Here is a 20957-nt window from a genome sequence, read left to right on the forward strand (position 1 = left end):
GGTGTACGACCAGTGAAGATCGGCGCACGCTTGATGTGGCCGGTCGCTGACATCGCACAGATTCTCGCAGGAGATGCACGATGAATCAGCCATCTACCAATACGGTGGAAGACTTTCCCATCACGTCCACTATTCCGTGCCCACCGAGGATTACGCCGAAGCCGAAGTACCCGTTTGCGCGCATGCATGAGGGCGATAGCTTTCCGGTTCCTGATGCGATCGTTCATCGCGTGCGCAAGGCTGCCTGGCGCTACTCACGTCGGCATCCCGAGTGTCGCTTCATCGTGCGCAGAGCACGTTCAGGAGCGTATCGCTGCTGGCGGGCTTCTTCTGGAGATTACTGGGGCATGCCGTTGACGCGGGACAACATCCCATCGCCGGAGGACATCAAGACGCTGGGCGACTACCTCCCGCCTGAAGTGATTTCGAAGGACGGGGCGTTCCGCGTCGACAACCCATTTCGCAGCAAGAGAACTGACAGTTACCCCATTTCCCCATTTGTCCGTATCCGGACTGACGATGAGAGCCCGCAACTGATGACGGCAGGTGAGATTGATTGGTACATCGACTACCTGAAGGCCCGATCTGAAAGTCTGCGAGAGCCAGCAAAGAGGGAACTGCTTAAGACCGGAACCCTGCAGTTGCGTCTCCTGGAAGAAAAGCAACCCGGCAGCTAGACAAGAGGCGCGCGCCCGGTGCGGCAGGCCCATGAAATGCCGCAACGTAGCGCCCCCCCAATGCGGGCAAAACAAGGGGGCTGGTCTGTATCAGCACATCGGGCAAGGGCATGGATCGCCGTGCGTGAATAATATCACGCCGCGATACATCTGTGTCCACACTAGTGGAATTCAGAATGACAGACGTAAAGAACCCAGCGGAGACGCCTGCCGCCTCCGTACACAACTCTTATCATCATCCAGAAAACCCCTTGCAGGTTGCCGCGTGCAACTACGCACGCGCGGGTGCATATGTATTCCCTCTTGTCGATGGTGCGAAGGAGCCACTCAATACGACGGTGCGCGAACATGCGTTCCTCCACGGTGTGCATAGTGCAACGAACGACGTGGACATTGTGCGCGCATGCTGGGAGCAGCATCCTAGGGCGAATATAGGCATCGCCATGAAACCGTCTGGGCTTGTCGTGTGGGACATCGACGTCAAAGATGTAGACGGCATGCAGGACCTGCACAAGTACGAGCGGCAGTACGGTGAGGTAGACACAGTTCGGGCACGCACACCGAGCGGCGGCGTGCACCTCTACTTCAACTCAGGCGGGCAGAAGATCAGGTCGAAGGCAAACCGTGCACGCGGATGGGACCTTAAGGCGACAGGTGGTTATGTAGTTGCGCCACCATCCAGTCTCAATGAAAACGTAGGCAAAGGTTACGTAGCTGGTGTGTACGAATGGATAGCGTGGAAGGAGGAAGCTCCCTTACCGTCAACCCTGCTGGAGTTTCTCGATGCTACCGATATTTCAGCATCGCACGACGAGAAGACGCAAGGCGCAGTGCAGCCAGCCTCAATCCCATCGCCGTACGTAGTGCTACACGACGTGATCATCGAGCTAATACAGCGGGGGTGGTTCGAGGGATGCGGCTACCCCTCACCGAGCGAGGCACGCGCGGCTGTGTATCGGGCGTTCATGAATAGGCACTGGCCCGACAATGCGATAGCCGAAGTCATTGAAGCGAGCCTGCTACGAAGGCACCGTGACACAACACGACGTGATGTTATAGGAGCGGAACTGCTGGCGGACATCGCAAGGGTACGCAAGCTGCCGTGTACGAATGCAAGAAAAGGGGCTGCAGAATGATGTCGCCCACCGTATATGAAACGGAAGCACTGCAAGAACGTCTGAACCCGACCGCCGAGAGCACAAGTAATGGGGGGCAGGGGGTGTCCCCCACGATAGGTTTCGAGCGCGACGGTGTGAAGAAGAACAAGATTATTCCGACCGTGAGCAACATCATGCTTGCGCTGCGATCTCAGCCGTATGCGATCCGCTACGATGAATTCACGGACCGTATTGTACTGGTGCGGAAGTCGGACGGCGTACGTTGCCCGTTAAAGGACACTGACTACAACAAGATGCAGGAAGAGCTTGAGCGTATCGACTTCAAGACGCCGGACAAGCAACTGTTGCGCGACTGCATTGCGCGATTGGCTGAAGAAGATGCATTTGACTCGCTGAAGGAGTGGATGGAGAACCTGCCCCCATGGGATGGGATTACCCGCATTGATACTTTCTTCACGACCTACTGTGGTGCACAGAGCACGCCCTATATCGTTGCTGCATCAAGATACTTATGGACTGCACTTTTCGGACGTGCATGCAAGCCGGGCGTCAAGGCCGACGGTGTTATTGTGTTGCTGGGCGACCAGGGTATCGGCAAGACATCACTCGTGCAGGCACTTGCACCAGAGATAGATGGTGTCCTGACAGCTGGCAGGATTGCACTCGATACCAAGGATGCCGATACCTGCCGCAGGATGCAGGGGAAGCTGATCTGCGAGCTTCCTGAGTTGCGCGGGTTCGGTACACGTGACCAGGAGGCAATCAAGGACTTCATCTCGTCCATCGAAGATGAATGGGTGCCGAAGTACAAGGAGCTGCCACATCGGGTGCCGCGCCGTACCGTCTTCATTGCAACCGGAAACGAACGTGAGTTTCTGAAGGACCCAACGGGCAACCGTCGCTGGTTTCCCGTAGAGGTCACGCAGATCGACCTTGTGCAGCTACGTGAAGATATGCTGCAACTATGGGCAGAGGCGCTGCAACTCTACCGTGAGTCCGGTGTGTTGTATGAGAAGGTAGAGGAACTATCTCGCGAGGTGCATCAGGACTATCTCAAGCATTCCGAACTGTATGAACGCATGCAGCAAGTCGTGCCCGGACTGTACAAGCAAAGCGGCCCCTTCAGTCTGGATACGCTCCTGGAACTGATGGGAAAGAAAGGGCTGATGGAAGTCAGCGAACGCATGCGCAAGGAGGTGTGCGCGGAACTGAAGCTGATGGGCTTCGATAACCCGAATCGTCGCTATTGCGGCAAGCAGGAGCGGCGGTGGCTACGGAAAACGGATGTGCCGAGCTAAGTGCTACAGCTGCTACGCGTGTGCTACAGGAGGACGTGTAGCGGCGGAATCCTTGCAGGATAAGGCTTCTGGCTCCCCCGCTACACCTGCTACACCTCTTTTCTCCAAAAAACTGTATATAAGAATATGGGGTATAGGGGACGTATAGCATACGTATATAAGAGTAGTTGATGCCGAAACAGGTGTAGCGGTGTAGCACCCCTGCGGAAAGCCTTGCTACATAAGGGATTCAGGTGTTACCGCATCCCTGTATCAGCCGTGTAGCGTGTAGCAGTTGCGCGCCTTAATTCGGATTTACCCATTTCGCTGATCTCAACCTAGCAACACCGCATTTAAGAATTTAACCAAGTCAGCGCGTACGGGGATGCTCCCGGTCCCTCTAACTTGTGCTCCAGTCCGAGGACCTGGCACGTTCTTGTGCGCACTCGCACCGACATGCACGACACGTTGGCAACGAGGGGCGGTAGTTCCACAGGTGTGCACGCAGTCTGAGCGTTGGTCGAATCCGTTATGACCATGCGCCGATCAGGTTCAGCACGACTAGACATAGCGATATGGCGAAAGCGGACAGCATTGAACCTATTAATGCTTTAACGGGAGGCGTGCACACGTCGAGAAACGCCGGAATCCATTGCTGGGTAAGGCAGAGCGGCAGGAACATCATGTTATGAAAGTGCTCGATTTCTACACTTATTTGATATGGCGTGAGCTGTGGACTGCGTACAGGTCCGGGAATGCAGCAGGGTTGAGCGGTGCACCACGCGCTGGCAGCTAGTGGCTGGGTGTAGAAATTCTTGCGCAAGAAATCAAATCACGGACCGTTGCGGGTACATCGCAAGGGGCTAAAGCCGCGCGCCCGCCGTACATCTTTTCCCTCCCCCACCCCTTTCACACGGAAGCATGCTTTCCAGTGACCAAATTGCGCGTCAACGCAGTGTGGAATGACTCACTCCGGGCCGGGTGTGCAACGCAGCCCGTCAGAGTGGCCATGAGCCATCATTCACTGGAGGTGTTGGAAGATCGTTACGCGTAACGGCGCAACGGTGACGGGCGTGCGGTCGAGCATTCCGAAATCCCCTCCGCAATACCCCACGATGCCATCGGGCAGGCAGCGCGAAATTCGAGGTGTTCCAAAATCAGTTGTAAACGGAATGGCAGTGTCCTATCCTGGAAGCGCGGGATAAGCGCAGTGGATTGCAGGAGAGCAGACCATGACCACCAAGATGGCGTCGCCACGTGTCGCCCTCTATGCACGTGTATCGACCGACAGCCAGACGACAGAGAATCAGCTCAACGAACTGCGAGACGTTGCGGCACGTAACGGCTGGATCGTCGCAGGCGAATACATCGACCACGGCGTGAGCGGTGCGAAGGGTAGGGACAAACGGCCCGAGTTCGACCGTCTCTTGAAGGACGCAATGCGCAAAGAGTTCGATATCGTCGCTGCATGGTCCGTGGACCGGCTGGGCCGTTCGCTGCAACACCTCGTTAGCTTCCTCGGCGACATACAGGCGAAGGGCGTTGGCTTGTATCTGCACCAGCAGGGCGTTGATACGACCACGCCCAGCGGCAAGGCGCTTTTTCAAATGTGTGGGGTGTTCGCAGAGTTCGAGCGTTCGATGATCATCAGCCGCGTACATGCCGGACTGGACCGTGCGCGATCACAAGGTCGCAAACTCGGCAGACCCGGCATAGCAACGCCACGAAGGCAGAAGGTGCAGGCGATGCTGGCGCAGGGTCTGTCAATGGCGAAGATCGCCAAAGCCGTGGGATGCGGAGTGGCTACAGTGCATCGGATCGCGACACAGGAGGTGGGAGAAAGGTGACGAAGGCTGAGTCTCTATGGCGGAAGCGTCACTGGACGCTTATAGGACGTTTGGCTGTCGGATCGGATGCGTATCCAGTGCGCCTATGGCCCGGAGTTTATTCGTGTTGGGGGGCATCATGAGAAAGGCAATAGTCGGTATGGTTCTCGCTGGACTTTTGACGGGGTGCATGACGTCAACGCAGCGGCAGGCGCAACAGATCGCGAGCGTCCTCAAGGAAACCGGGGCGCAAACCAAAGCTTGCACGATGGCCGCGTACAACTCTCCAGAAGCCACCCCGCTGCGTGTGCGCCGTCCGTTCGACGTGAAGGACGCCACGTTGCAGCAACTGAACGATAAGGACACGGCTACGAACGATGAAATCGCTGCAATCTACGCCGTCCATCCGCAATATCAAACCTGCAGGCGAAATCTGCTCGAAAACCCTCGCCACTGTTACTCCGACCTTAGTTCCACTACTTTCGGACGCATTTCAGCAGGAGGACGGGAATCTAATTGCGCTTGTCAACAAGTCAATGACATGGGGTGAGTATCTACAACGAGAGCAGCGCCTTGAAACGGAGACGGGCACGAGGCTGGCGGCTGAGATGAAGCAAATATCGAATGAGTTGCGGCAGTCGTATCAAAATGAAATGTCGCAGCGACAGGCTGCAGCGAACGCCCTACAAGCCTACCTCCAGAATCAACAGCGTGTATACGAAAGTGAACGCCCGTCGTTCATTACATGCTCGACGACTGGAAATACCACTAGTTGCATGAAGTTGCGGTGAGTCGCACTCGCGGTGACGTGGGTATGTATCGCTGAGAACCGCGCGTTTAGGGGCCACAGACCGGAACTCTTCCGCCGTTGTTGCGGCAGCGCGACTCATAGTTTCTCGAACGAGGTACGCTGCCGACTGCAAGTCGTCGACCGTAAACGGCATAATGTTTGCCCACGCTCAATCTAGCAGAAGACCCAACACCCGTGATCGAAGACATCAGAAAGACGCTGTGGGCCGCAGCCGACAAGCTCCGTGCCAACATGGATGCCGCCGAGTACAAGCACATCGTGCTCGGGCTCATCTTTGTGAAATATATTTCAGACACCTTTCAGGCTCGGCGCGATGAGCTGGCCGCGCGTTTCGCGGACCCGAACGATGACTATTTTCTGCCGGACAGCGACGAAGAGCTGATCGCTGCCGAACTGGAAGACCGCGATTACTACCGCGAAGTTAATGCGTTTTGGGTACCGGCAGCTGCTCGCTGGGAGAGCCTTCGAGCTCAAGCGAAGCAGACCGACATCGGCAAGCGCATCGATGACGCGCTGACCGCGATCGAGGCCGAAAACCCGAAGCTGAAGGGCATTCTCGACAAGCGGTTCGCCCGCGCACAGCTACCCGATGGCAAGCTCGGCGAACTCGTCGACCAAATCTCGCAGATCGGATTCGGCAGTGACGCCAGCATCGCCCGCGACATCCTCGGCCAGGTTTATGAATACTTCCTCGGCCAGTTCGCTAGTGCAGAAGGCAAAAAGGGCGGACAGTTCTACACGCCTGCCAGCATCGTTAAGACGCTCGTCGCTGTGCTTGCTCCACATCACGGCAAGGTCTACGACCCGTGCTGCGGCTCAGGCGGCATGTTCGTCCAGTCCGAGAAGTTCATCGAGGCGCACGGCGGCAAGCTCGGCGACGTGTCCATCTACGGCCAGGAATCGAATCCGACGACATGGCGTCTGGCTGCCATGAACCTTGCGATTCGCGGCATCGACTTCAATCTGGGCAAGGAACCGGCGGACAGCTTCACCCGCAATCAGCATCCCGATCTTCGAGCCGACTTTGTGCTTGCTAACCCGCCGTTTAACGTCTCAGACTGGTGGCACGGTAGCCTGGAGGGGGATCCACGGTGGGTTTACGGCACGCCTCCGCAGGGCAACGCGAACTACGCGTGGTTGCAGCACATGCTCTACCACCTCAAACCCAACGGTCGGGCTGGCATTGTGCTTGCGAACGGCTCGATGAGTTCAAGCCAGAACAGTGAGGGCGAGATTCGAGCGGCCATGGTCGAGGCCGACGTGGTCGAGTGCATGGTTGCATTGCCGGGTCAGCTGTTCTTCAACACGCAGATTCCTGCCTGCCTCTGGTTTCTCACGAAGCAAAAGACAACCCGTAAGGGCGAGGTGCTGTTCATTGATGCCCGCAAACTTGGGCGATCGGTCAGCCGTGTGCAGATCGAACTGAGCGACGAGGACATCTCCAGAATCGCCGACACGGTGTATGCATGGCGTGGCGATGGCGAAGCAAAGACAGCCTACGCCGATCTACCGGGATTCTGCCGCAGCGTGAGCTTGGCCGAGATCGCCGTGCATGGCCATGTTCTCACACCGGGCCGTTATGTTGGTGCGGAAGAGGTTGAGGATGACGACGAATCCTTCACCGATAAGATGCAGAAGCTCACCGAGAAGCTGGGCGAGCAGATGGCAAAGGGCGCTGAGCTGGACACGCTGATTCGGCAGAAGCTGGGGGGCCTCGGGTATGAGTTCTGATTGGGTTCCCTTCACGGAATTGCTGTCTCGAATAGTAGACAATCGAGGTAAAACTTGCCCTGTCGGTGACAGCGGGATGCCCCTTATTGCGACCAATTGTGTTAGCAACAACTCGCTATACCCGTCTTACGACACGACGCGATTTGTAGATGACGCAACCTACAACTCGTGGTTTCGTGGTCACCCTGAGCCTGGCGATATTCTATTTGTTTGTAAGGGCAGTCCTGGTCGGACGAACTGGGTTCCAGATCCGGTAGATTTTTGTATTGCACAGGACATGGTGGCTGTCCGTGCAGACCCAGTGCGAGTTTATCCGAAGTATCTGTTTGCGGCACTTCGATCGACGACTGTCCAGTCGCAGATTGATAACATGCACGTGGGAACGATGATCCCGCATTTCAAAAAGGGCGACTTTGGTAAGCTAAAGATTCCTATTCCATCGCGTGCCGCACAGCAGTTCATTGGCGACTACTACTTCGCCATGTCGGAACGAATCGCCCAGCTTCGTGAAACTAACGCCACCCTCGAAGCTATCGCCCAAGCGCTATTCAAGTCCTGGTTCGTCGACTTCGACCCCGTTTGTGCGAAGGCAGAGGGCCGTGAGTCGGAAGGGATCGATTCCGAGACGGCTGCGCTGTTCCCGGACGGGTTCGAGGAGTCAGAGCTGGGGCAGGTGCCGAGAGGATGGGGCATTGGAGACATCGGCGGTATTGCGGATGTCATAGATTGCTTGCATAGCAAGAAACCAGAGCTTTTAACGGACGGCAAGCCGTTCTTGCAATTGAATACAATCCGAGATGATGGTCTGCTGGATATATCCAGGTACGCCTTCATTTCGGACAACGACTATAAAAAGTGGACCTCGCGTATTGAGGTTTTGGGTGGTGATTGTGTCATCACCAACGTCGGGCGTGTCGGCGCTGTTGCCCAGGTGCCTGCTGGGGAACGTGCCGCCATGGGGAGAAATATGACGGCGATTCGCACTAAGGCGGACTGGCCATATCCCACGTTCCTAATAGAGTTGCTGCTGTCGCCTTCAATGCGTGCAGAAATTAGACGGCGAACAGACGTGGGAACCATTTTGGACGCACTTAATGTGCGCAATATTCCTACCCTACGCTGCATCATGCCGCCTCCAGCCGTCGTTCGTCACTTCGAAGAGCTTGCTCGGCCCCTGCGAGCGGGGATGGAGCAGAACCTGAAGCGTGCTGCGGTTCTATCGAATTTACGGGACGCGTTATTGTCCCGCCTGATCTCAGGCCAGCTTCGGCTACCTGAAGCAGAGGCAATGCTGGAAGTCGCCGCAAAGCACAACGGCACATAACGGTGCCAAGAGAACCATGACCGAAGATCAACTAGAAGAAGAAGTACTGGACTGGCTGAAGGAAGTTGCTTACAGCCATCTCTACGGCCCCGACATAGCACCCGATGGCGACTCACCGGAGCGCATAGACTACCGGCAAGTGCTACTCGTCCATCGACTGCGCGATGCCATCAGTCGACTGAATCCCGCGATCCCGTTGGCGGCGAGAGAAGACGCGCTCCGGCAAGTCGTCAACCTCGACACGCCGGTCCTGCTATCGGCTAATCGCATCTTCCACAATCTGCTTGTCAACGGCGTTCCCGTTGAGTATCAGAAAGATGGCGAGACCCGTGGCGACTTCGTGAGGCTCATCGACTTCAGCGATGTTCGCGCCAACGAATGGCTGGCGATCAACCAGTTTACGATCAAGGGACCGAAGCACACCCGTCGTCCGGACATTGTCCTGTTCGTGAACGGTCTGCCGATCGTGCTGGTGGAGTTGAAGAATCCGGCTGACGAGAACGCTGACATCTGGAAAGCCTACGACCAGATTCAAACGTACAAAGAGCAGATCCCCGACGTCTTCCAGTACAACGAGATCCTGGTGATTTCGGATGGCAGCGCCGCCCGTATGGGTTCCCTCTCTTCCAACTCGGAACGGTTTCTCGCGTGGCGCACGATCGACGGCGTAACGTTGGATCCGCTTGGCCAGTACAACGAACTCGAAACGCTGATTCGGGGTGTACTTGCGCCGACATACCTTCTGGACTTCCTGCGTTTCTTTGTGTTGTTCGAGGACGACGGCGGGCTGGTGAAGAAGATCGCCGGATATCACCAGTTCCATGCGGTCCGTGCTGCAATCGCACAAGTTGTAGCAGCGTCAAGACCGGGCGGCAATCAGAAGGGTGGAGTCGTCTGGCATACCCAGGGCAGCGGGAAGAGCATCACGATGACCTGCTTTGCCGCTCGGGTCATGCGGGAAGCAGCGATGGAGAATCCGACCATCGTCGTCATCACTGACCGCAATGACCTCGACGGCCAGCTGTTCGGTGTGTTCTCGCTGTCACAGGACCTGCTTCGTGAGCAACCGGTACAAGCCGACACTCGACAGGACCTCCGGGCTAAGCTGGCCAATCGCCCGTCGGGCGGCATTATCTTTGCCACCATTCAGAAATTCATGCCGGGTGAGGACGAAGATACCTTCCCAGTTCTATCCGAACGTCACAACATCGTCGTCATAGCGGACGAAGCGCACCGCACACAGTATGGTTTCTCTGCCAAGTACAAGGGTGACGAGAAGGGTTATCAGGTTGGCTACGCGCAGCACCTACGCGATGCACTACCCAACGCCACATTCGTTGCTTTCACTGGTACGCCTGTTTCGAAGGAGGATCGTGATACCCGTGCCGTGTTCGGTGACTACATCCACGTCTATGACATGCAACAGGCGCGTGACGACGGGGCTACGGTTGCGATCTATTACGAGTCACGCCTTGCAAAGCTCGGGCTGAAGGAAGAGGCGCTACCAGAGATCGACGAAGAGGTCGATGAACTGGCGGAAGACGAGGAAAGTGACGAGCAGTCGAAGCTGAAGACCCGCTGGGCTGCGCTCGAAAAGATCGTCGGCGCGGAGCCCCGTGTCGAGAGCGTCGCAGCAGACCTCGTGGCGCACTTCGAGGAACGTAACAAGGCGATGTCCGGCAAGGCGATGATCGTCGCCATGAGTCGCGAGATCTGCGTTCACCTCTACGATGAGATCGTGAAGCTGCGCCCTGAGTGGCATGACCCGGACCCCGAGAAGGGTGCCATCAAGATCGTCATGACTGGCTCTGCGTCGGACAAGGCGTTGCTTCGACCGCATATTTATTCGAAGCAGGTCAAGAAACGACTGGAAAAGCGCTTCAAGGACCCGGCTGACCCGCTGCGCCTCGTCATCGTGCGCGACATGTGGCTGACTGGCTTCGACGCGCCATGCGTTCATACGTTGTACGTCGACAAGCCGATGAAGGGGCACAACCTGATGCAGGCCATCGCCCGCGTCAATCGTGTGTTCAAGGACAAGCAGGGCGGCCTCGTGGTCGATTACATCGGGATCGCCAACGACCTGAAGCAGGCGCTGAAGGAGTACACGGCCAGCAATGGGCGTGGGCGGCCTACCGTTAACGCTCACGAAGCCTATGCCGTCCTGGAAGAGAAGCTAGACGTGCTTCGGGCCATGCTCCACGGCTTCGACTACAGCAACTTTCTGACAGGCGGGCACAAGCTGCTGGCTGGTGCAGCCAACTTTGTGCTGGGTCAGAAGGACGGCAAGAAGCGATTCGCCGACACGGCTCTGGCCATGAGCAAGGCCTTTACACTGTGCTGCACGCTCGATGAAGCGAAGGCGGTACGTGAGGAGGTTGCCTTCTTCCAGGCCGTGAAGGTGCTGCTGACAAAGCGCGAGATCAGCGAGAAAAAGCGAACTGATGAAGAGAGAGACCTCGCGATCCGGCAGATCATCGGCTCGGCGGTAGTGTCCGAGGACGTGGTCGACATCTTCGAGTCTGTCGGCCTCGACAAGCCGAATATCGGCATCCTCGACGACGACTTCCTCGCTGAGGTTCAGAACCTGCCAGAACGGAACCTTGCTGTGGAGCTGCTGGAGCGGCTGCTCGAAGGTGAAATCAAGAGCCGCTTTTCTGGCAATGTTGTGCAGGAAAAGAAGTTCTCTGAGCTGCTCGCGAACGTGATCAAGCGTTACCAGAACCGCTCGATCGAGACCGCTCAGGTGATCGAAGAGCTGATCGAGATGGCGAAGAAGTTCCGCGAGGCAGCGAATCGCGGCGAACAGCTAGGACTGAATGAGGATGAGCTTCGCTTCTATGATGCGCTAGCGAATAACGAAGCGTCGGTGCTGCTGCTCGGTGACGAGACGCTGAAGAAGATCGCGCATGAGCTGACGGAGAATCTTCGCCAGAACATCAGCGTCGACTGGGAGAGGCGGGAGAGCGTGCGTGCGAAGCTTCGGCTGATGGTGAAGCGGATCCTACGAAAGTACAAATATCCGCCCGACCAGCAGGAGGAAGCGGTGCAGACGGTTCTGCAGCAGGCCGAGAAGTTGAGCGCGGAGTGGGCGTAGAAAAATCGAACCATTCCATCAGCTGACTATGGGCTGAATGAGACGCACGCATGGCAGCTCGACTCGCGTTTTGGGTAAACCTTTAATCGACGGCGGCGTACGCGAAACAACTGTAGAATCAACGCCTCTGCCGCCCAGGTACATTTTTGCCCCAGGGCACTCGGCGCCACATTGGCTTACAAAATGCTTGAATACGTCACAGCGACTCGGTTTATAAGGCGAATGGGGACAGGGCGTACGACGCCTGTCCTGATCGAATCGGAGGGCGACGACGGCAGTGTCGTTCAGACAGTTACAAAATTCTCCGCGCGCATGATGGAGCGGGAAAAAAACCTTGCAATCGAGGCGATAGCGGCGATGCTCGCATCTGACCTGGATCTGCCAGTGCCTGAACCGTTTGTAGTCGTGGTTACGCCGGAATTCATTGAATTAGTGCCTGATTTGGAAGTGAAACAGCTGATGGCGGAGAGCTGCGGGCTCGCGTTTGGGTCCAAGGTGGTCCCTTCGGGCTTCGCGGCTTGGCCTACCGATGCAGCTGTACCGGCAGGAGCGGCTGTTCAAGCGGCGGAAATTTTTACATTCGACGGAATCATCGTAAACGCTGATCGACGCCCGGAAAACCCGAACTGCATGTTTCGTGGAGAAGAGTTCGCAGTGTTCGACCACGAACTGACGCTGTGCCAGAACCAGATATTATTTTGGCGGGAGCCTTGGGTGCCGGGGGGATTCGATGGAATCGCGGACCGGAAGACGCACATTTTTGCGAAGCCACGGATCGCCGCGTGCCCGCCCGATCTGAACCGGTTTGTTGCAGCATGGCAGGGATTGAGCGACACTCGGGTTGACGAATACATAAATGCATTGCCGCCGGAGTGGCGGCTCGACGAGCCCTTCCTTGCTGGCGTGCGCGACTATCTGGTGCAGACCAAGGGGAACATCGTTGCGATAGTGGAAAACGCGCTGAGGGCTTTGAGATGACCGACCGTACTGCTTACTCATACGCCGTGCTTCGCTACGTTCATGACATAGCGACGGGGGAGTTCGTTAACGTTGGCGTCGTAGTCATGTCGGCTAAGGCGGGCTTCCTGAAGTTCGCTTTGCGGAGTACGGCTGGCCGCATCACCGATATTTTCCCCGATCTTAAGCCAAACGTATTTAGACGCACATTGAGGATCATCTCGAAGCGTTGCGATGACGTTGCCCGAGCATGGCTCACGCCCCTGGACTTAAACCAACGCGAACCATCGCTGGAAAAGTTGCTTCTCACCGTCCTGCCAAAGGACGACAGTGCGCTTGTGTGGGGAAGCGTCGGGAGTGGGCTATCGAAGGACTTAGAAGCTACTTCGAGCGCGCTCTACGAGAGATACGTTGGGAAGTACGACCGGCGCCGCTATAAGAGCGGTCGCACCGATGAGGATGTATGGCGTGCAATACGAAAGTCTTTGGAAGACCGTAGCGTACTAGGTTTCTTCGGAGAGAAGACCATACATGGAAAGAGCGACGACTTACAGTTCGACCTCGCTTGGAAGAACGGCGTATGGCATTGTATTGAGCCGCTTTCCTTTGACCTGAGCGCTCCGGACTCGATACGAGACAAGGCGCATAGATGTGCCGGCGAGGTAGTCGGCGTCTCCGATACTACCGAAGAGTTCAAGGTGTATTTTGTGGTTGGAAAGCCGAGCGACTTATCCTTGAAGGCAGCCTACGAAAGGGCACTGGGAATTCTGAAGAACGTTCCTCACGTCGAAGTCTATGCTGAGGAAGATAAGGATTTCCTCTTTGACAGGCTAACCCATCAGATCAAAGAGCATGGGGATGGTCCTTCCGTTGACCACATTCGCTTGCATAACTGACCTGATTACGGGGAAGGTCTTGCCATAAGGGGAGCAGGGTAGCCACGACGTGTGAACGTCGGGGGCAGCTTTGGGGGCAACTTCTGCGGCAGAATAGTGCGGGCCATTGGTCAGCAGGCGTCTACTGGGTAAGTTCGATCCTCCTCCGCGCAACGTAATCCACACGCACCGTTTCGTACAAGTCAAAGGCGGCGAATCCTTAGATCCGCAGCCTCCTTTTCCTCTGATCGCTCGATTTTGCAAGCAGTTTGCCCGGAGACCTTCGCATCGGAGCGGCGGCGTTCGGCCCTTCAAATCTTTTTTTGAAAGACTGGATCCAAAAATCCACTCGTAGTAACCTGCCTCACAACCTTCAACCAAAAAGCGACGTCCTCCCGCACCGCACAAAAATGCCTGCCACCAGCGTCCGCAACTCCGCCGCCCTGGCCTTAACCGCCGAAGAAGAGGCTTACCGCTTCCTTCTGGAGGCCATCATCGAAGGCCGCTACGCCGCAGGCCAGCGCATCGTCGCCGAAACGGTTGCCGAACAACTCTCAATGAGTCGCATGCCAGTGCGCGCAGCGCTCAAAAGGCTCCACGCAGAAGGCCTGATAATCCAGCGCCCCAACCGCGGCGCAATCGTCCGCGGCCTCACAGTAGAAGAAGTCCAGGACATCTTCGATATGCGCATCGCGCTCGAATGCCTGGCCATGCGCGTAGCCGCCCCACGCTGCACCGAAGCGCACCTAACCAAGCTCCAACGCCTGCTAGAAGACATGGACGCCGGCGTAGGCGACACAGACACCTGGGTCCAACGCCACTGCGCGTTCCACGAATACCTGTGCGAAATCAGCGGCCGCACGCGCCTCTACCAGCAAATCCACTCGCTCTACACGCTGATAGAAGGCCCCATGCGCCTGTGGATCGAACAAGCCACCTTCAGACGCAAACGCGCGCGCGCCGCCCACCAGATCCTCATAGACGCACTGCGTACCCGCGACCCCGCGCAAGCCGAGCAAGCGCTGCGCGAGCACCTCGAATCAACCGTTCCCCAGATCATCAAGTTCCTCGAATCGCCCGCGTCACAAAGATGATGCGTCGGCGTCCTAACTGTCGTCGTACCTCACTCTCAGCCAGGAGCCTCTCGATGTCAGCAAAACAGTTCAAGCGTCTTCGTCTCGCCGCCTGCGCAGGCTTCGCACTCCTCGCACAGGTTTCCGGAATCACTGCGGCGCACGCCGCCGATCTGGGTCTCGTGAAAGGCGGCACGCTCACGTACTGTTCGAGCATGGACGCGCCGCCGCTCGCGTCCTACGACGAGAATCAGCAGCCGCGCGGCTTCTCCGTCGACGTGGCGCAAGACGTCGCGAAGCAGCTCGGCAATCTCAAGGTCGAGTGGAAGGTTATGTCGTTCAGCGGGCAGATTCCGGCGCTGCAAGCTAAGCAATGCGATCTCGTGATCGGCCAGCTCTTCGACAAGCCAGAGCGCCGCCAGATCATCGACATCGTCGACTACATGTATTCGAGCCAGTCGATCATGGTGCCGCGCGGCAACCCGCGCCACGTGCGCTCGCTCGACGATCTCTCTGGCATGAAGGTCGCGGTGCTCAACGGCACGACTATCGGTACGCTGCTCGACAAGGAAAATGAGAAGCTCAAAGCCGCAGGCAAGCCGCCCATGAACATCGTCGTTTATAGTTCGGATGCCGATGCTTTTCAGGCCTTCCGTTTGAATCAGGTCGATGCCTACGGCACCACGTCGGAAACCGCCGCGCACTTCCAGCAAGTCTCGGGCGACATGTTCGAGGAGGCTGTGCAGGGCTTCAATCGCATTGCGACCGGCATTGGCGCGCGCAAGGGGGAGCCACTTTCCCCGGCGGTTGCAAAGGCCGTGGCCGATCTCGTGAAGAGCGATCGCTACAGCAAGATGCTCGCCACCTGGAAGCTCGAAAACGATCGGCTGTAAGCGCGGGGTGACGCCATGAATTTCAGTTGGGAAATCTTCCGGAAATTCCTGCTCGACCCGAGCCCGGCGTATCTGCACGGTTTGTGGCTCACGTTCTCGATCAGCGCCTGCGCGATCGCGTTCGGCGCCACGCTCGGGCTTGTCGTCGCGCTCATGCGGCTTTCGTCGAGTCTGCCTGTGCAGTATCTCGCGCGCGGCTATATCTGGGTCATGCGCGGTACGCCGTTGCTCATGCAGATCGTGTTCTTGTACACCGCATTTGCCGCGGCGAACATCTTTCACTTTCACGATCTCGACTTCGGCATCATCTCGTTGCCGGGCAATATTCAGGCGGCCGTGCTCGCGCTCGGTATGAATTCGGCGGCTTATCAGGCGGAGATCATTCGCGCGGGCTTGAGTTCGGTGGACAGAGGCCAGTACGAAGCGTCGCGCTCGCTGGGTATGAGTTCGGTCCTGCTCATGCGCCGCGTCGTGCTGCCACAAGCGTTCCGCATAATCGTGCCGCCGCTTGGCAACGAGTTCAACGTCATGCTGAAGAACACCACGCTCGTGAGCGTGATCGGGGTGCCGGAACTGCTGCTCAGCACGCAGATGATCACCTCGGTGAACTTCCGCGTGTTCGAGTTGTATCTCGTGCTCGGCATTTACTTCCTCGCACTCACCACGCTCTGGGGTTTCGTGCAGCGGCGGCTCGAAGCGCACTTCGGCCGCGGCGAGGCGAAGCCCGCTGCGAATACGCGTCTGTTCGGCGCGCAAACGATGAAACTGCTGCGAGGTCGTTGACATGAATGAAGCACGCGAAATCGTCATCGAGGCGTCGGACATTCACAAGTCGTTCGGCGCGACCAAGGTGCTCAACGGCATTTCGTTGAGCGTCGCGAAGGGGGAAGTGGTGGTGCTGATCGGCTCGTCGGGGTCGGGCAAGACCACGTTCATTCGCTGCCTCAATCTGCTCGAGTCGTACGACAGCGGGCGGGTGCGCGTGAACGGCCATCTGCTCGGCTATGTCGAGCGCCCGAACGGCACGCTGGTGCGCGATTCCGCGCGTCAGCTCGCAAGGCAGCGCCGCGATATCGGCATGGTGTTCCAGCGCTTCAATCTGTTTCCGCACATGACGGCGCTGGAGAACGTGATTGAGGCGCCCATTCACGTGCTGAAGATGCCGCGCGAAGAAGCGATCAAGCAAGCGAAAGCGCTGATCGCGCGCGTGGGTCTTGCCGATCGCGCGGACCACTATCCGTCACAGCTTTCCGGCGGCCAGCAGCAGCGCATCGCCATCGCGCGCGCGCTTGCCATGCAGCCGAAGGTGCTGCTCTTCGACGAGCCCACCAGCGCGCTCGATCCGGAAACGGTCGGCGAAGTGCTGCAGGTGATGAAGGAGCTTGCGGAAGACGGCATGACGATGATTGTCGTCACACATGAAATGGGCTTTGCTCGCGAGGTGGCGGACCGCGTGGTCGTGCTAGACCAGGGCGAGCTGATCGAAGAGGGGCCGCCCGAGCGCATCTTCACCGCGCCTTCGCATCCGCGTACGCAGACGTTCTTGAAGCGCACTTTGCGCACTGCCATGCCCGCGTCCGCGTAGTAGACGTAGCCACAATCCTGCGTCACCTGAAATACAACATCATCAGGACAACAAAGAGGAGAACGCTTCGATGCGTAACTTCGAAACGCCGGGCCGCTCGCTCGTCATGGCTCGCAATGGCATGGCCGCGACCTCGCATCCGGGCGCTACGCTCGCGGCCGTGCAGATTCTCGCTGCCGGCGGCAACGCCATGGACGCCGCGATTGCCGCGTGTGCAGTGCAGTGCGTGGTCGAACCGGGTTCGACGGGCGTGGGCGGCGACTGCTTCGCGCTCTATTCGCGCGGCGGCACGGATGACGTAATCGCCTACGACGGCTCCGGCTGGGCCCCCGCCGCAGCGAGCGCGGAGCGCTTGCGTGCAATGGGCGTGGAGGCAATCCAGCGCCATTCGCCGCACGCAGTCACGGTGCCGGGCGCGGTGGACGCATGGACCACGCTCCATCGCGACCACGGCCGCCTGCCGCTGCGCGACGTGCTCGCACCGGCCATCCGCTTCGCGGAGGAAGGCTACGCCGTCGCGCCGCGCACGGCGCATGACTGGGCGGCAGAAGTCGAAACGCTCTCGCGTGACGCCGTAGCGCGCACCACCATGCTCGTGGATGGCGCAGCGCCGCGCGCCGGTTCGACGCATCGTCAGCCGCGTCTCGCGAACACGCTGCGCGCCATCGCCGAAACGGGCCGCGAGGCGTTCTACCGAGGCGCCGTTGCCGCCGATCTCGTCGCGCAACTTCAGGCGCACGGCGGCCTGCACACGCTGGAAGACTTCGCGGAATTCCGGGGCGAATACGTCACGCCAATCCGCGCGAAGTTCCGAGGCTACGACGTGATCGAGTGCCCGCCTGCGGGGCAGGGCGTCATCGCGCTGCTGTTGCTCCGTCTGCTCGACAAGTACGACGCCGAAGGCAGCCCGCTGGACCCCGACCGTCTGCATCGCGAGATCGAGGCGGCGAAGCTTGCCTACGCTGTGCGCGACGCCGTTCTAGGCGATCCGCGCGATGGCGCCGTCGATGTCGATCGCCTGCTTTCCGACGAATACGTGGACCGACTGCGCAGCCGCATCGACCTGGAAAGCGTGCTGGATCCGGCTGCTGCGCTGACCCAGGTGGAGCACCGCGACACGGTCTACATCACCGTGGTCGATCGCGACCGCAACTGCGTAAGCTTCATCAATTCGTTGTTCTATCCATTCGGCAGCGGACTGATGGGCAAGGAATCTGGCGTAATGCTTCACAACCGCGGCATGAGCTTTTCTGTCGAGCCCGGCCATCCCAACGCCATCGCGCCGCACAAGCGTCCGCTGCACACCATCATCCCGGGGATGGTCGCGCGCGACGGTCGCGTACAGATGAGTTTCGGTGTGATGGGCGGCCACTATCAGGCGATGGGCCACGCGCATTTTCTCTCCAAGGTGCTGCATTACGGCCTCGACATGCAGGCCGCGATGGATCTGCCGCGCGTCTTCCCGCGCCCGGGCACCGGAACCGTCGAAATCGAATCGACGTTGCCAGCCGACACTCGTGCGGTGCTCGCCGATCGCGGCTTCAAGCTCGTGCCTGCGGCCGGCCCGATTGGCGGCTCGCAGGCTATTCGCATCGACTGGGAGCGGGGCGTGCTGACCGGCGCGTCCGATCATCGCAAGGATGGCTGCGCGCTCGGGTATTGAAGCAGCACGCGGTCAAAAAGAAAGGGGCGCTCGCCCCTTTCTCCCTACTGCTGGATTTCGGCTTCGACAAGCTTTGCGAGCAACGCCAGCGACTCCTGCCAGCCGAGATAACACGCCTCGACCGGAATGATCTCCGGTATGCCTTCCTGCACGACGGTCATTTCCGCGCCGAAAAACACCGCGCGCAATTCCACTGTCGTCTGCATGGTGCCGGGCAGGTGCTCGTCCTCGAATACACCGGTGTAACGCAAACGCTCGTTCGGCACGAGTTCGAGGTATTCGCCGCCGAACGAATGACCGTGGCCGGCCGTGAAGTTCTTGAACGACATCCGGTAGTGGCCGCCGACCTTCGCGTCGAGTTTATGAACCGTGCAGGTGAAGCCATTGGGCGGCAGCCATTTCACGACTGCGCTGGCGTCGAGGAAGGCGCGGTAGATGCGCTCGGGCGGCGCACGCAGTACACGATGCAGGCGAACGGTGTTCGATGCCATGTCTAGCTCCCAGGGTGGTGGATCGCCATGCAATAGTAGGCCACCCGCCCGGGACCCATCGCCTAAACTTCCCAATACCGAACGCCCGGTCGCGCACCCAGCGGCCGGATAGCCCGCAGCCGCTAACCGGCGGCACCCGGAGGTCACCATGAGCGCTCAACCGCTTGCGATGCATCAGGTCGACTACGAAGGCTTCGAGATCCATGTCAGCGCCATGCCAACCGACGAAGGCGCGAACCGCTACACCTATACGGCCTACGTCTGCCATCCCGGCGCGAATCCCGCGAAACCGGGCCACACGGTCGCCTATCACGCGAACGGCGACGAAACCTGGCGCAGCGAGCAGGACGCCACCGAAGAGGCGGTGCACGTGGGCCGCAGCATCATCGACGGCACGCACCCCGATCTTTCCGTGCTTTCGCTCGTCACCCACGGCTTCTGAGCCGGCGGCCCGCGCCAGAAAGGCGGGCCGTATGTGTCGCGAGAGGGAAGGAGGAAAAAGGCCCGGACCGCAGTCCGGGCAAAGCCACCGGATTTCCGGCGGCGGAGGTTTTCGTGGGCGCGCCGTTCATTGCGCCGCGCGCGTTGCACGCGCGGCGCAGAAATGAACAGCGGGCCCGCTCTCTCTCAATCGGGAGAGCGGGCCCGCCAGGCGTCGCACGCGTGGTGCACTAGCACCACGCGTTAGCCGCAATTACTGGCCGAAGTAGGTCGGCTTGATGTTCGGTGCGCGGGTGCCGGACTGGACGCTGCCGTTCGTCGATGCGCCGTAAGCCGTGGCTTGCGCTGCGCCGTTCTGCTGGGCGACGCGCGCTTCGGCAGCCTGCAGGTCTTCCGGATAGTACGGGCTCGAGAGGTTCGGACGGTAGCCAGCCTTTTCCAGTTGGACCAGTTCGGCGCGAACTTGAGCGCGCGTCACGGGCGCCTGTTCGGCTTGTGCGAACGACAGGGCCGGAGCGGCGAGGACGGTAGCGGCGAGTGCAGCAGCAATCAGATTCTTCATGGTAACAACCTCCGAAAATTATGTCGTCGATCCGTAACAATTGTGTTGTTCGAACCGTTGATGAGACTTTATTGCAGTGCACTTCAAAGAAAAATACCGCAATCCAGCAAACATCATTACCGTGATTGCAATAATCTCGGCGTTGTGCGGCGCTTCGCTCCGACCACGCGCGGCCCGGTGAGGCAAAATAGGGCGCTTGAGGCCGCGTCGTTTCTAAGGCTGCGTGCTCAATCGCTTACTGCGAAACCCATTTCGAAGTTCAAGGAGAAACGCCATGAAGAACTCTCTCGGCCGCCAGGCGCTGATCGCCGCCGCGTTGGCGGGTCTTGCGACGGCGGGCGCGGGCGTAGCCCGGGCGGACGACACCGTGAATTGCTACGGCGTTGCCAAGGCCGGCCAGAACGATTGTTCGAGCAAGACCGGCGTGCACGACTGCGCGGGCCAGGCCAAAGTCGATCACGACAAGGGCGACTTCAAGACCATGCCGAAGGGCACGTGCGAGAAGCTGGGCGGCAAGCCGGAAGCATGAGCCTCGCGGTTGAGCTGGCGCGCTCAA

At 58.7% G+C, this 20957-nt stretch carries 19 protein-coding genes; 17 read left to right on the top strand and 2 right to left on the bottom strand.

Annotation, left to right across the window (positions count from 1 at the left end):
• Positions 1-80 precede the first annotated feature (80 nt).
• The 15 genes from L0U83_RS00610 (at position 81) to ggt (ending at position 18907) form a co-directional block, all read left to right on the top strand.
• A complete protein-coding gene (locus L0U83_RS00610) occupies positions 81-677 on the top strand; it encodes a hypothetical protein (protein WP_233878983.1) in 597 nt (198 codons plus the stop codon).
• A 176-nt stretch (positions 678-853) separates the two neighbouring features.
• Positions 854-1813 (top strand): bifunctional DNA primase/polymerase, encoded by a 960-nt coding sequence (locus L0U83_RS00615; protein WP_233878984.1) that lies wholly within the window; start codon positions 854-856, stop codon positions 1811-1813.
• Complete coding sequence (locus L0U83_RS00620) at positions 1810-3093, top strand: VapE domain-containing protein (protein WP_233878987.1); 1284 nt, start codon at positions 1810-1812, stop codon at positions 3091-3093. Before L0U83_RS00615 ends, L0U83_RS00620 begins: the two co-directional genes overlap by 4 nt.
• Before the next feature lie 1211 nt (positions 3094-4304).
• Complete coding sequence (locus L0U83_RS00625; protein ID WP_233878989.1) at positions 4305-4919, top strand: recombinase family protein; 615 nt, start codon at positions 4305-4307, stop codon at positions 4917-4919.
• Positions 4920-5037: 118 nt separating this feature from the next.
• Complete coding sequence (locus tag L0U83_RS00630; RefSeq protein WP_233878991.1) at positions 5038-5448, top strand: hypothetical protein; 411 nt, start codon at positions 5038-5040, stop codon at positions 5446-5448.
• Between the two features lie 435 nt (positions 5449-5883).
• Complete coding sequence (locus L0U83_RS00635) at positions 5884-7440, top strand: class I SAM-dependent DNA methyltransferase (RefSeq protein WP_233878992.1); 1557 nt, start codon at positions 5884-5886, stop codon at positions 7438-7440.
• 76 nt (positions 7441-7516) lie between these two features.
• Entirely contained in the window at positions 7517-8764 is a 1248-nt protein-coding gene (locus L0U83_RS00640) for a restriction endonuclease subunit S (RefSeq protein WP_233878993.1), read from the top strand.
• A 16-nt stretch (positions 8765-8780) separates the two neighbouring features.
• Positions 8781-11861 (top strand): type I restriction endonuclease subunit R, encoded by a 3081-nt coding sequence (locus tag L0U83_RS00645; RefSeq protein ID WP_233878994.1) that lies wholly within the window; start codon positions 8781-8783, stop codon positions 11859-11861.
• A 183-nt stretch (positions 11862-12044) separates the two neighbouring features.
• Positions 12045-12839: a HipA family kinase gene (locus tag L0U83_RS00650; protein ID WP_233878997.1), complete on the top strand. Its 795-nt coding sequence runs from the start codon at positions 12045-12047 to the stop codon at positions 12837-12839.
• The gene (locus tag L0U83_RS00655; protein ID WP_233878999.1) at positions 12836-13714 is read left to right on the top strand and encodes a DUF3037 domain-containing protein; all 879 of its coding nucleotides are present in this window, start codon (positions 12836-12838) and stop codon (positions 13712-13714) included. Before L0U83_RS00650 ends, L0U83_RS00655 begins: the two co-directional genes overlap by 4 nt.
• Positions 13715-14016: 302 nt before the next feature.
• The gene (locus tag L0U83_RS00660; protein ID WP_233879001.1) at positions 14017-14787 is read left to right on the top strand and encodes a GntR family transcriptional regulator; all 771 of its coding nucleotides are present in this window, start codon (positions 14017-14019) and stop codon (positions 14785-14787) included.
• A 53-nt stretch (positions 14788-14840) separates the two neighbouring features.
• Positions 14841-15659, top strand: coding sequence for an ABC transporter substrate-binding protein (locus L0U83_RS00665; protein ID WP_233879003.1), 819 nt, complete (start codon positions 14841-14843; stop codon positions 15657-15659).
• A gap of 15 nt (positions 15660-15674) precedes the next feature.
• The gene (locus L0U83_RS00670; protein ID WP_233879007.1) at positions 15675-16442 is read left to right on the top strand and encodes an amino acid ABC transporter permease; all 768 of its coding nucleotides are present in this window, start codon (positions 15675-15677) and stop codon (positions 16440-16442) included.
• Between the two features lies 1 nt (position 16443).
• Positions 16444-17244, top strand: a complete 801-nt coding sequence (locus L0U83_RS00675; RefSeq protein WP_233879009.1) for an amino acid ABC transporter ATP-binding protein — start codon at positions 16444-16446, stop codon at positions 17242-17244.
• Between the two features lie 70 nt (positions 17245-17314).
• Positions 17315-18907, top strand: a complete 1593-nt coding sequence (gene ggt / locus L0U83_RS00680; protein WP_233879010.1) for a gamma-glutamyltransferase — start codon at positions 17315-17317, stop codon at positions 18905-18907.
• A gap of 44 nt (positions 18908-18951) precedes the next feature.
• Here the strand turns inward: ggt and L0U83_RS00685 are convergent, their stop codons facing one another.
• On the bottom strand, positions 18952-19398 hold the full coding sequence (locus L0U83_RS00685; RefSeq protein WP_233879012.1) for an SRPBCC family protein: 447 nt from the start codon (positions 19396-19398) through the stop codon (positions 18952-18954).
• 148 nt (positions 19399-19546) lie between these two features.
• Between L0U83_RS00685 and L0U83_RS00690 the strand changes: the two genes are divergently transcribed.
• Complete coding sequence (locus L0U83_RS00690) at positions 19547-19840, top strand: hypothetical protein (protein ID WP_233879014.1); 294 nt, start codon at positions 19547-19549, stop codon at positions 19838-19840.
• Between the two features lie 252 nt (positions 19841-20092).
• Here L0U83_RS00690 and L0U83_RS00695 read toward each other — a convergent pair whose 3' ends face one another.
• On the bottom strand, positions 20093-20401 hold the full coding sequence (locus tag L0U83_RS00695; protein ID WP_233879016.1) for a DUF4148 domain-containing protein: 309 nt from the start codon (positions 20399-20401) through the stop codon (positions 20093-20095).
• Positions 20402-20675: 274 nt separating this feature from the next.
• Here L0U83_RS00695 and L0U83_RS00700 point away from each other — a divergent pair, with 274 nt between their 5' ends.
• A complete protein-coding gene (locus tag L0U83_RS00700) occupies positions 20676-20930 on the top strand; it encodes a BufA1 family periplasmic bufferin-type metallophore (RefSeq protein WP_233879017.1) in 255 nt (84 codons plus the stop codon).
• Positions 20931-20957 lie beyond the last annotated feature (27 nt).

This window comes from Paraburkholderia flagellata (assembly GCF_021390645.1).
In the GTDB taxonomy this organism is placed as follows: domain Bacteria; phylum Pseudomonadota; class Gammaproteobacteria; order Burkholderiales; family Burkholderiaceae; genus Paraburkholderia; species Paraburkholderia flagellata.

Excerpts from the sequence above, each read along its gene's own strand:
- L0U83_RS00610 (WP_233878983.1), top strand. The coding sequence starts at position 81 with ATGAATCAGCCATCTACCAATACGGTGGAAGACTTTCCCATCACGTCC.
- L0U83_RS00615 (WP_233878984.1), top strand. The coding sequence starts at position 854 with ATGACAGACGTAAAGAACCCAGCGGAGACGCCTGCCGCCTCCGTACAC.
- L0U83_RS00620 (WP_233878987.1), top strand. The coding sequence starts at position 1,810 with ATGATGTCGCCCACCGTATATGAAACGGAAGCACTGCAAGAACGTCTG.
- L0U83_RS00625 (WP_233878989.1), top strand. The coding sequence starts at position 4,305 with ATGACCACCAAGATGGCGTCGCCACGTGTCGCCCTCTATGCACGTGTA.
- L0U83_RS00630 (WP_233878991.1), top strand. The coding sequence starts at position 5,038 with ATGAGAAAGGCAATAGTCGGTATGGTTCTCGCTGGACTTTTGACGGGG.
- L0U83_RS00640 (WP_233878993.1), top strand. The coding sequence starts at position 7,517 with ATGCCCCTTATTGCGACCAATTGTGTTAGCAACAACTCGCTATACCCG.
- L0U83_RS00645 (WP_233878994.1), top strand. The coding sequence starts at position 8,781 with ATGACCGAAGATCAACTAGAAGAAGAAGTACTGGACTGGCTGAAGGAA.
- L0U83_RS00650 (WP_233878997.1), top strand. The coding sequence starts at position 12,045 with ATGCTTGAATACGTCACAGCGACTCGGTTTATAAGGCGAATGGGGACA.
- L0U83_RS00655 (WP_233878999.1), top strand. The coding sequence starts at position 12,836 with ATGACCGACCGTACTGCTTACTCATACGCCGTGCTTCGCTACGTTCAT.
- L0U83_RS00665 (WP_233879003.1), top strand. The coding sequence starts at position 14,841 with ATGTCAGCAAAACAGTTCAAGCGTCTTCGTCTCGCCGCCTGCGCAGGC.
- L0U83_RS00670 (WP_233879007.1), top strand. The coding sequence starts at position 15,675 with ATGAATTTCAGTTGGGAAATCTTCCGGAAATTCCTGCTCGACCCGAGC.
- L0U83_RS00675 (WP_233879009.1), top strand. The coding sequence starts at position 16,444 with ATGAATGAAGCACGCGAAATCGTCATCGAGGCGTCGGACATTCACAAG.
- ggt (WP_233879010.1), top strand. The coding sequence starts at position 17,315 with ATGCGTAACTTCGAAACGCCGGGCCGCTCGCTCGTCATGGCTCGCAAT.
- L0U83_RS00685 (WP_233879012.1), bottom strand. The coding sequence starts at position 19,398 with ATGGCATCGAACACCGTTCGCCTGCATCGTGTACTGCGTGCGCCGCCC.
- L0U83_RS00690 (WP_233879014.1), top strand. The coding sequence starts at position 19,547 with ATGAGCGCTCAACCGCTTGCGATGCATCAGGTCGACTACGAAGGCTTC.
- L0U83_RS00695 (WP_233879016.1), bottom strand. The coding sequence starts at position 20,401 with ATGAAGAATCTGATTGCTGCTGCACTCGCCGCTACCGTCCTCGCCGCT.
- L0U83_RS00700 (WP_233879017.1), top strand. The coding sequence starts at position 20,676 with ATGAAGAACTCTCTCGGCCGCCAGGCGCTGATCGCCGCCGCGTTGGCG.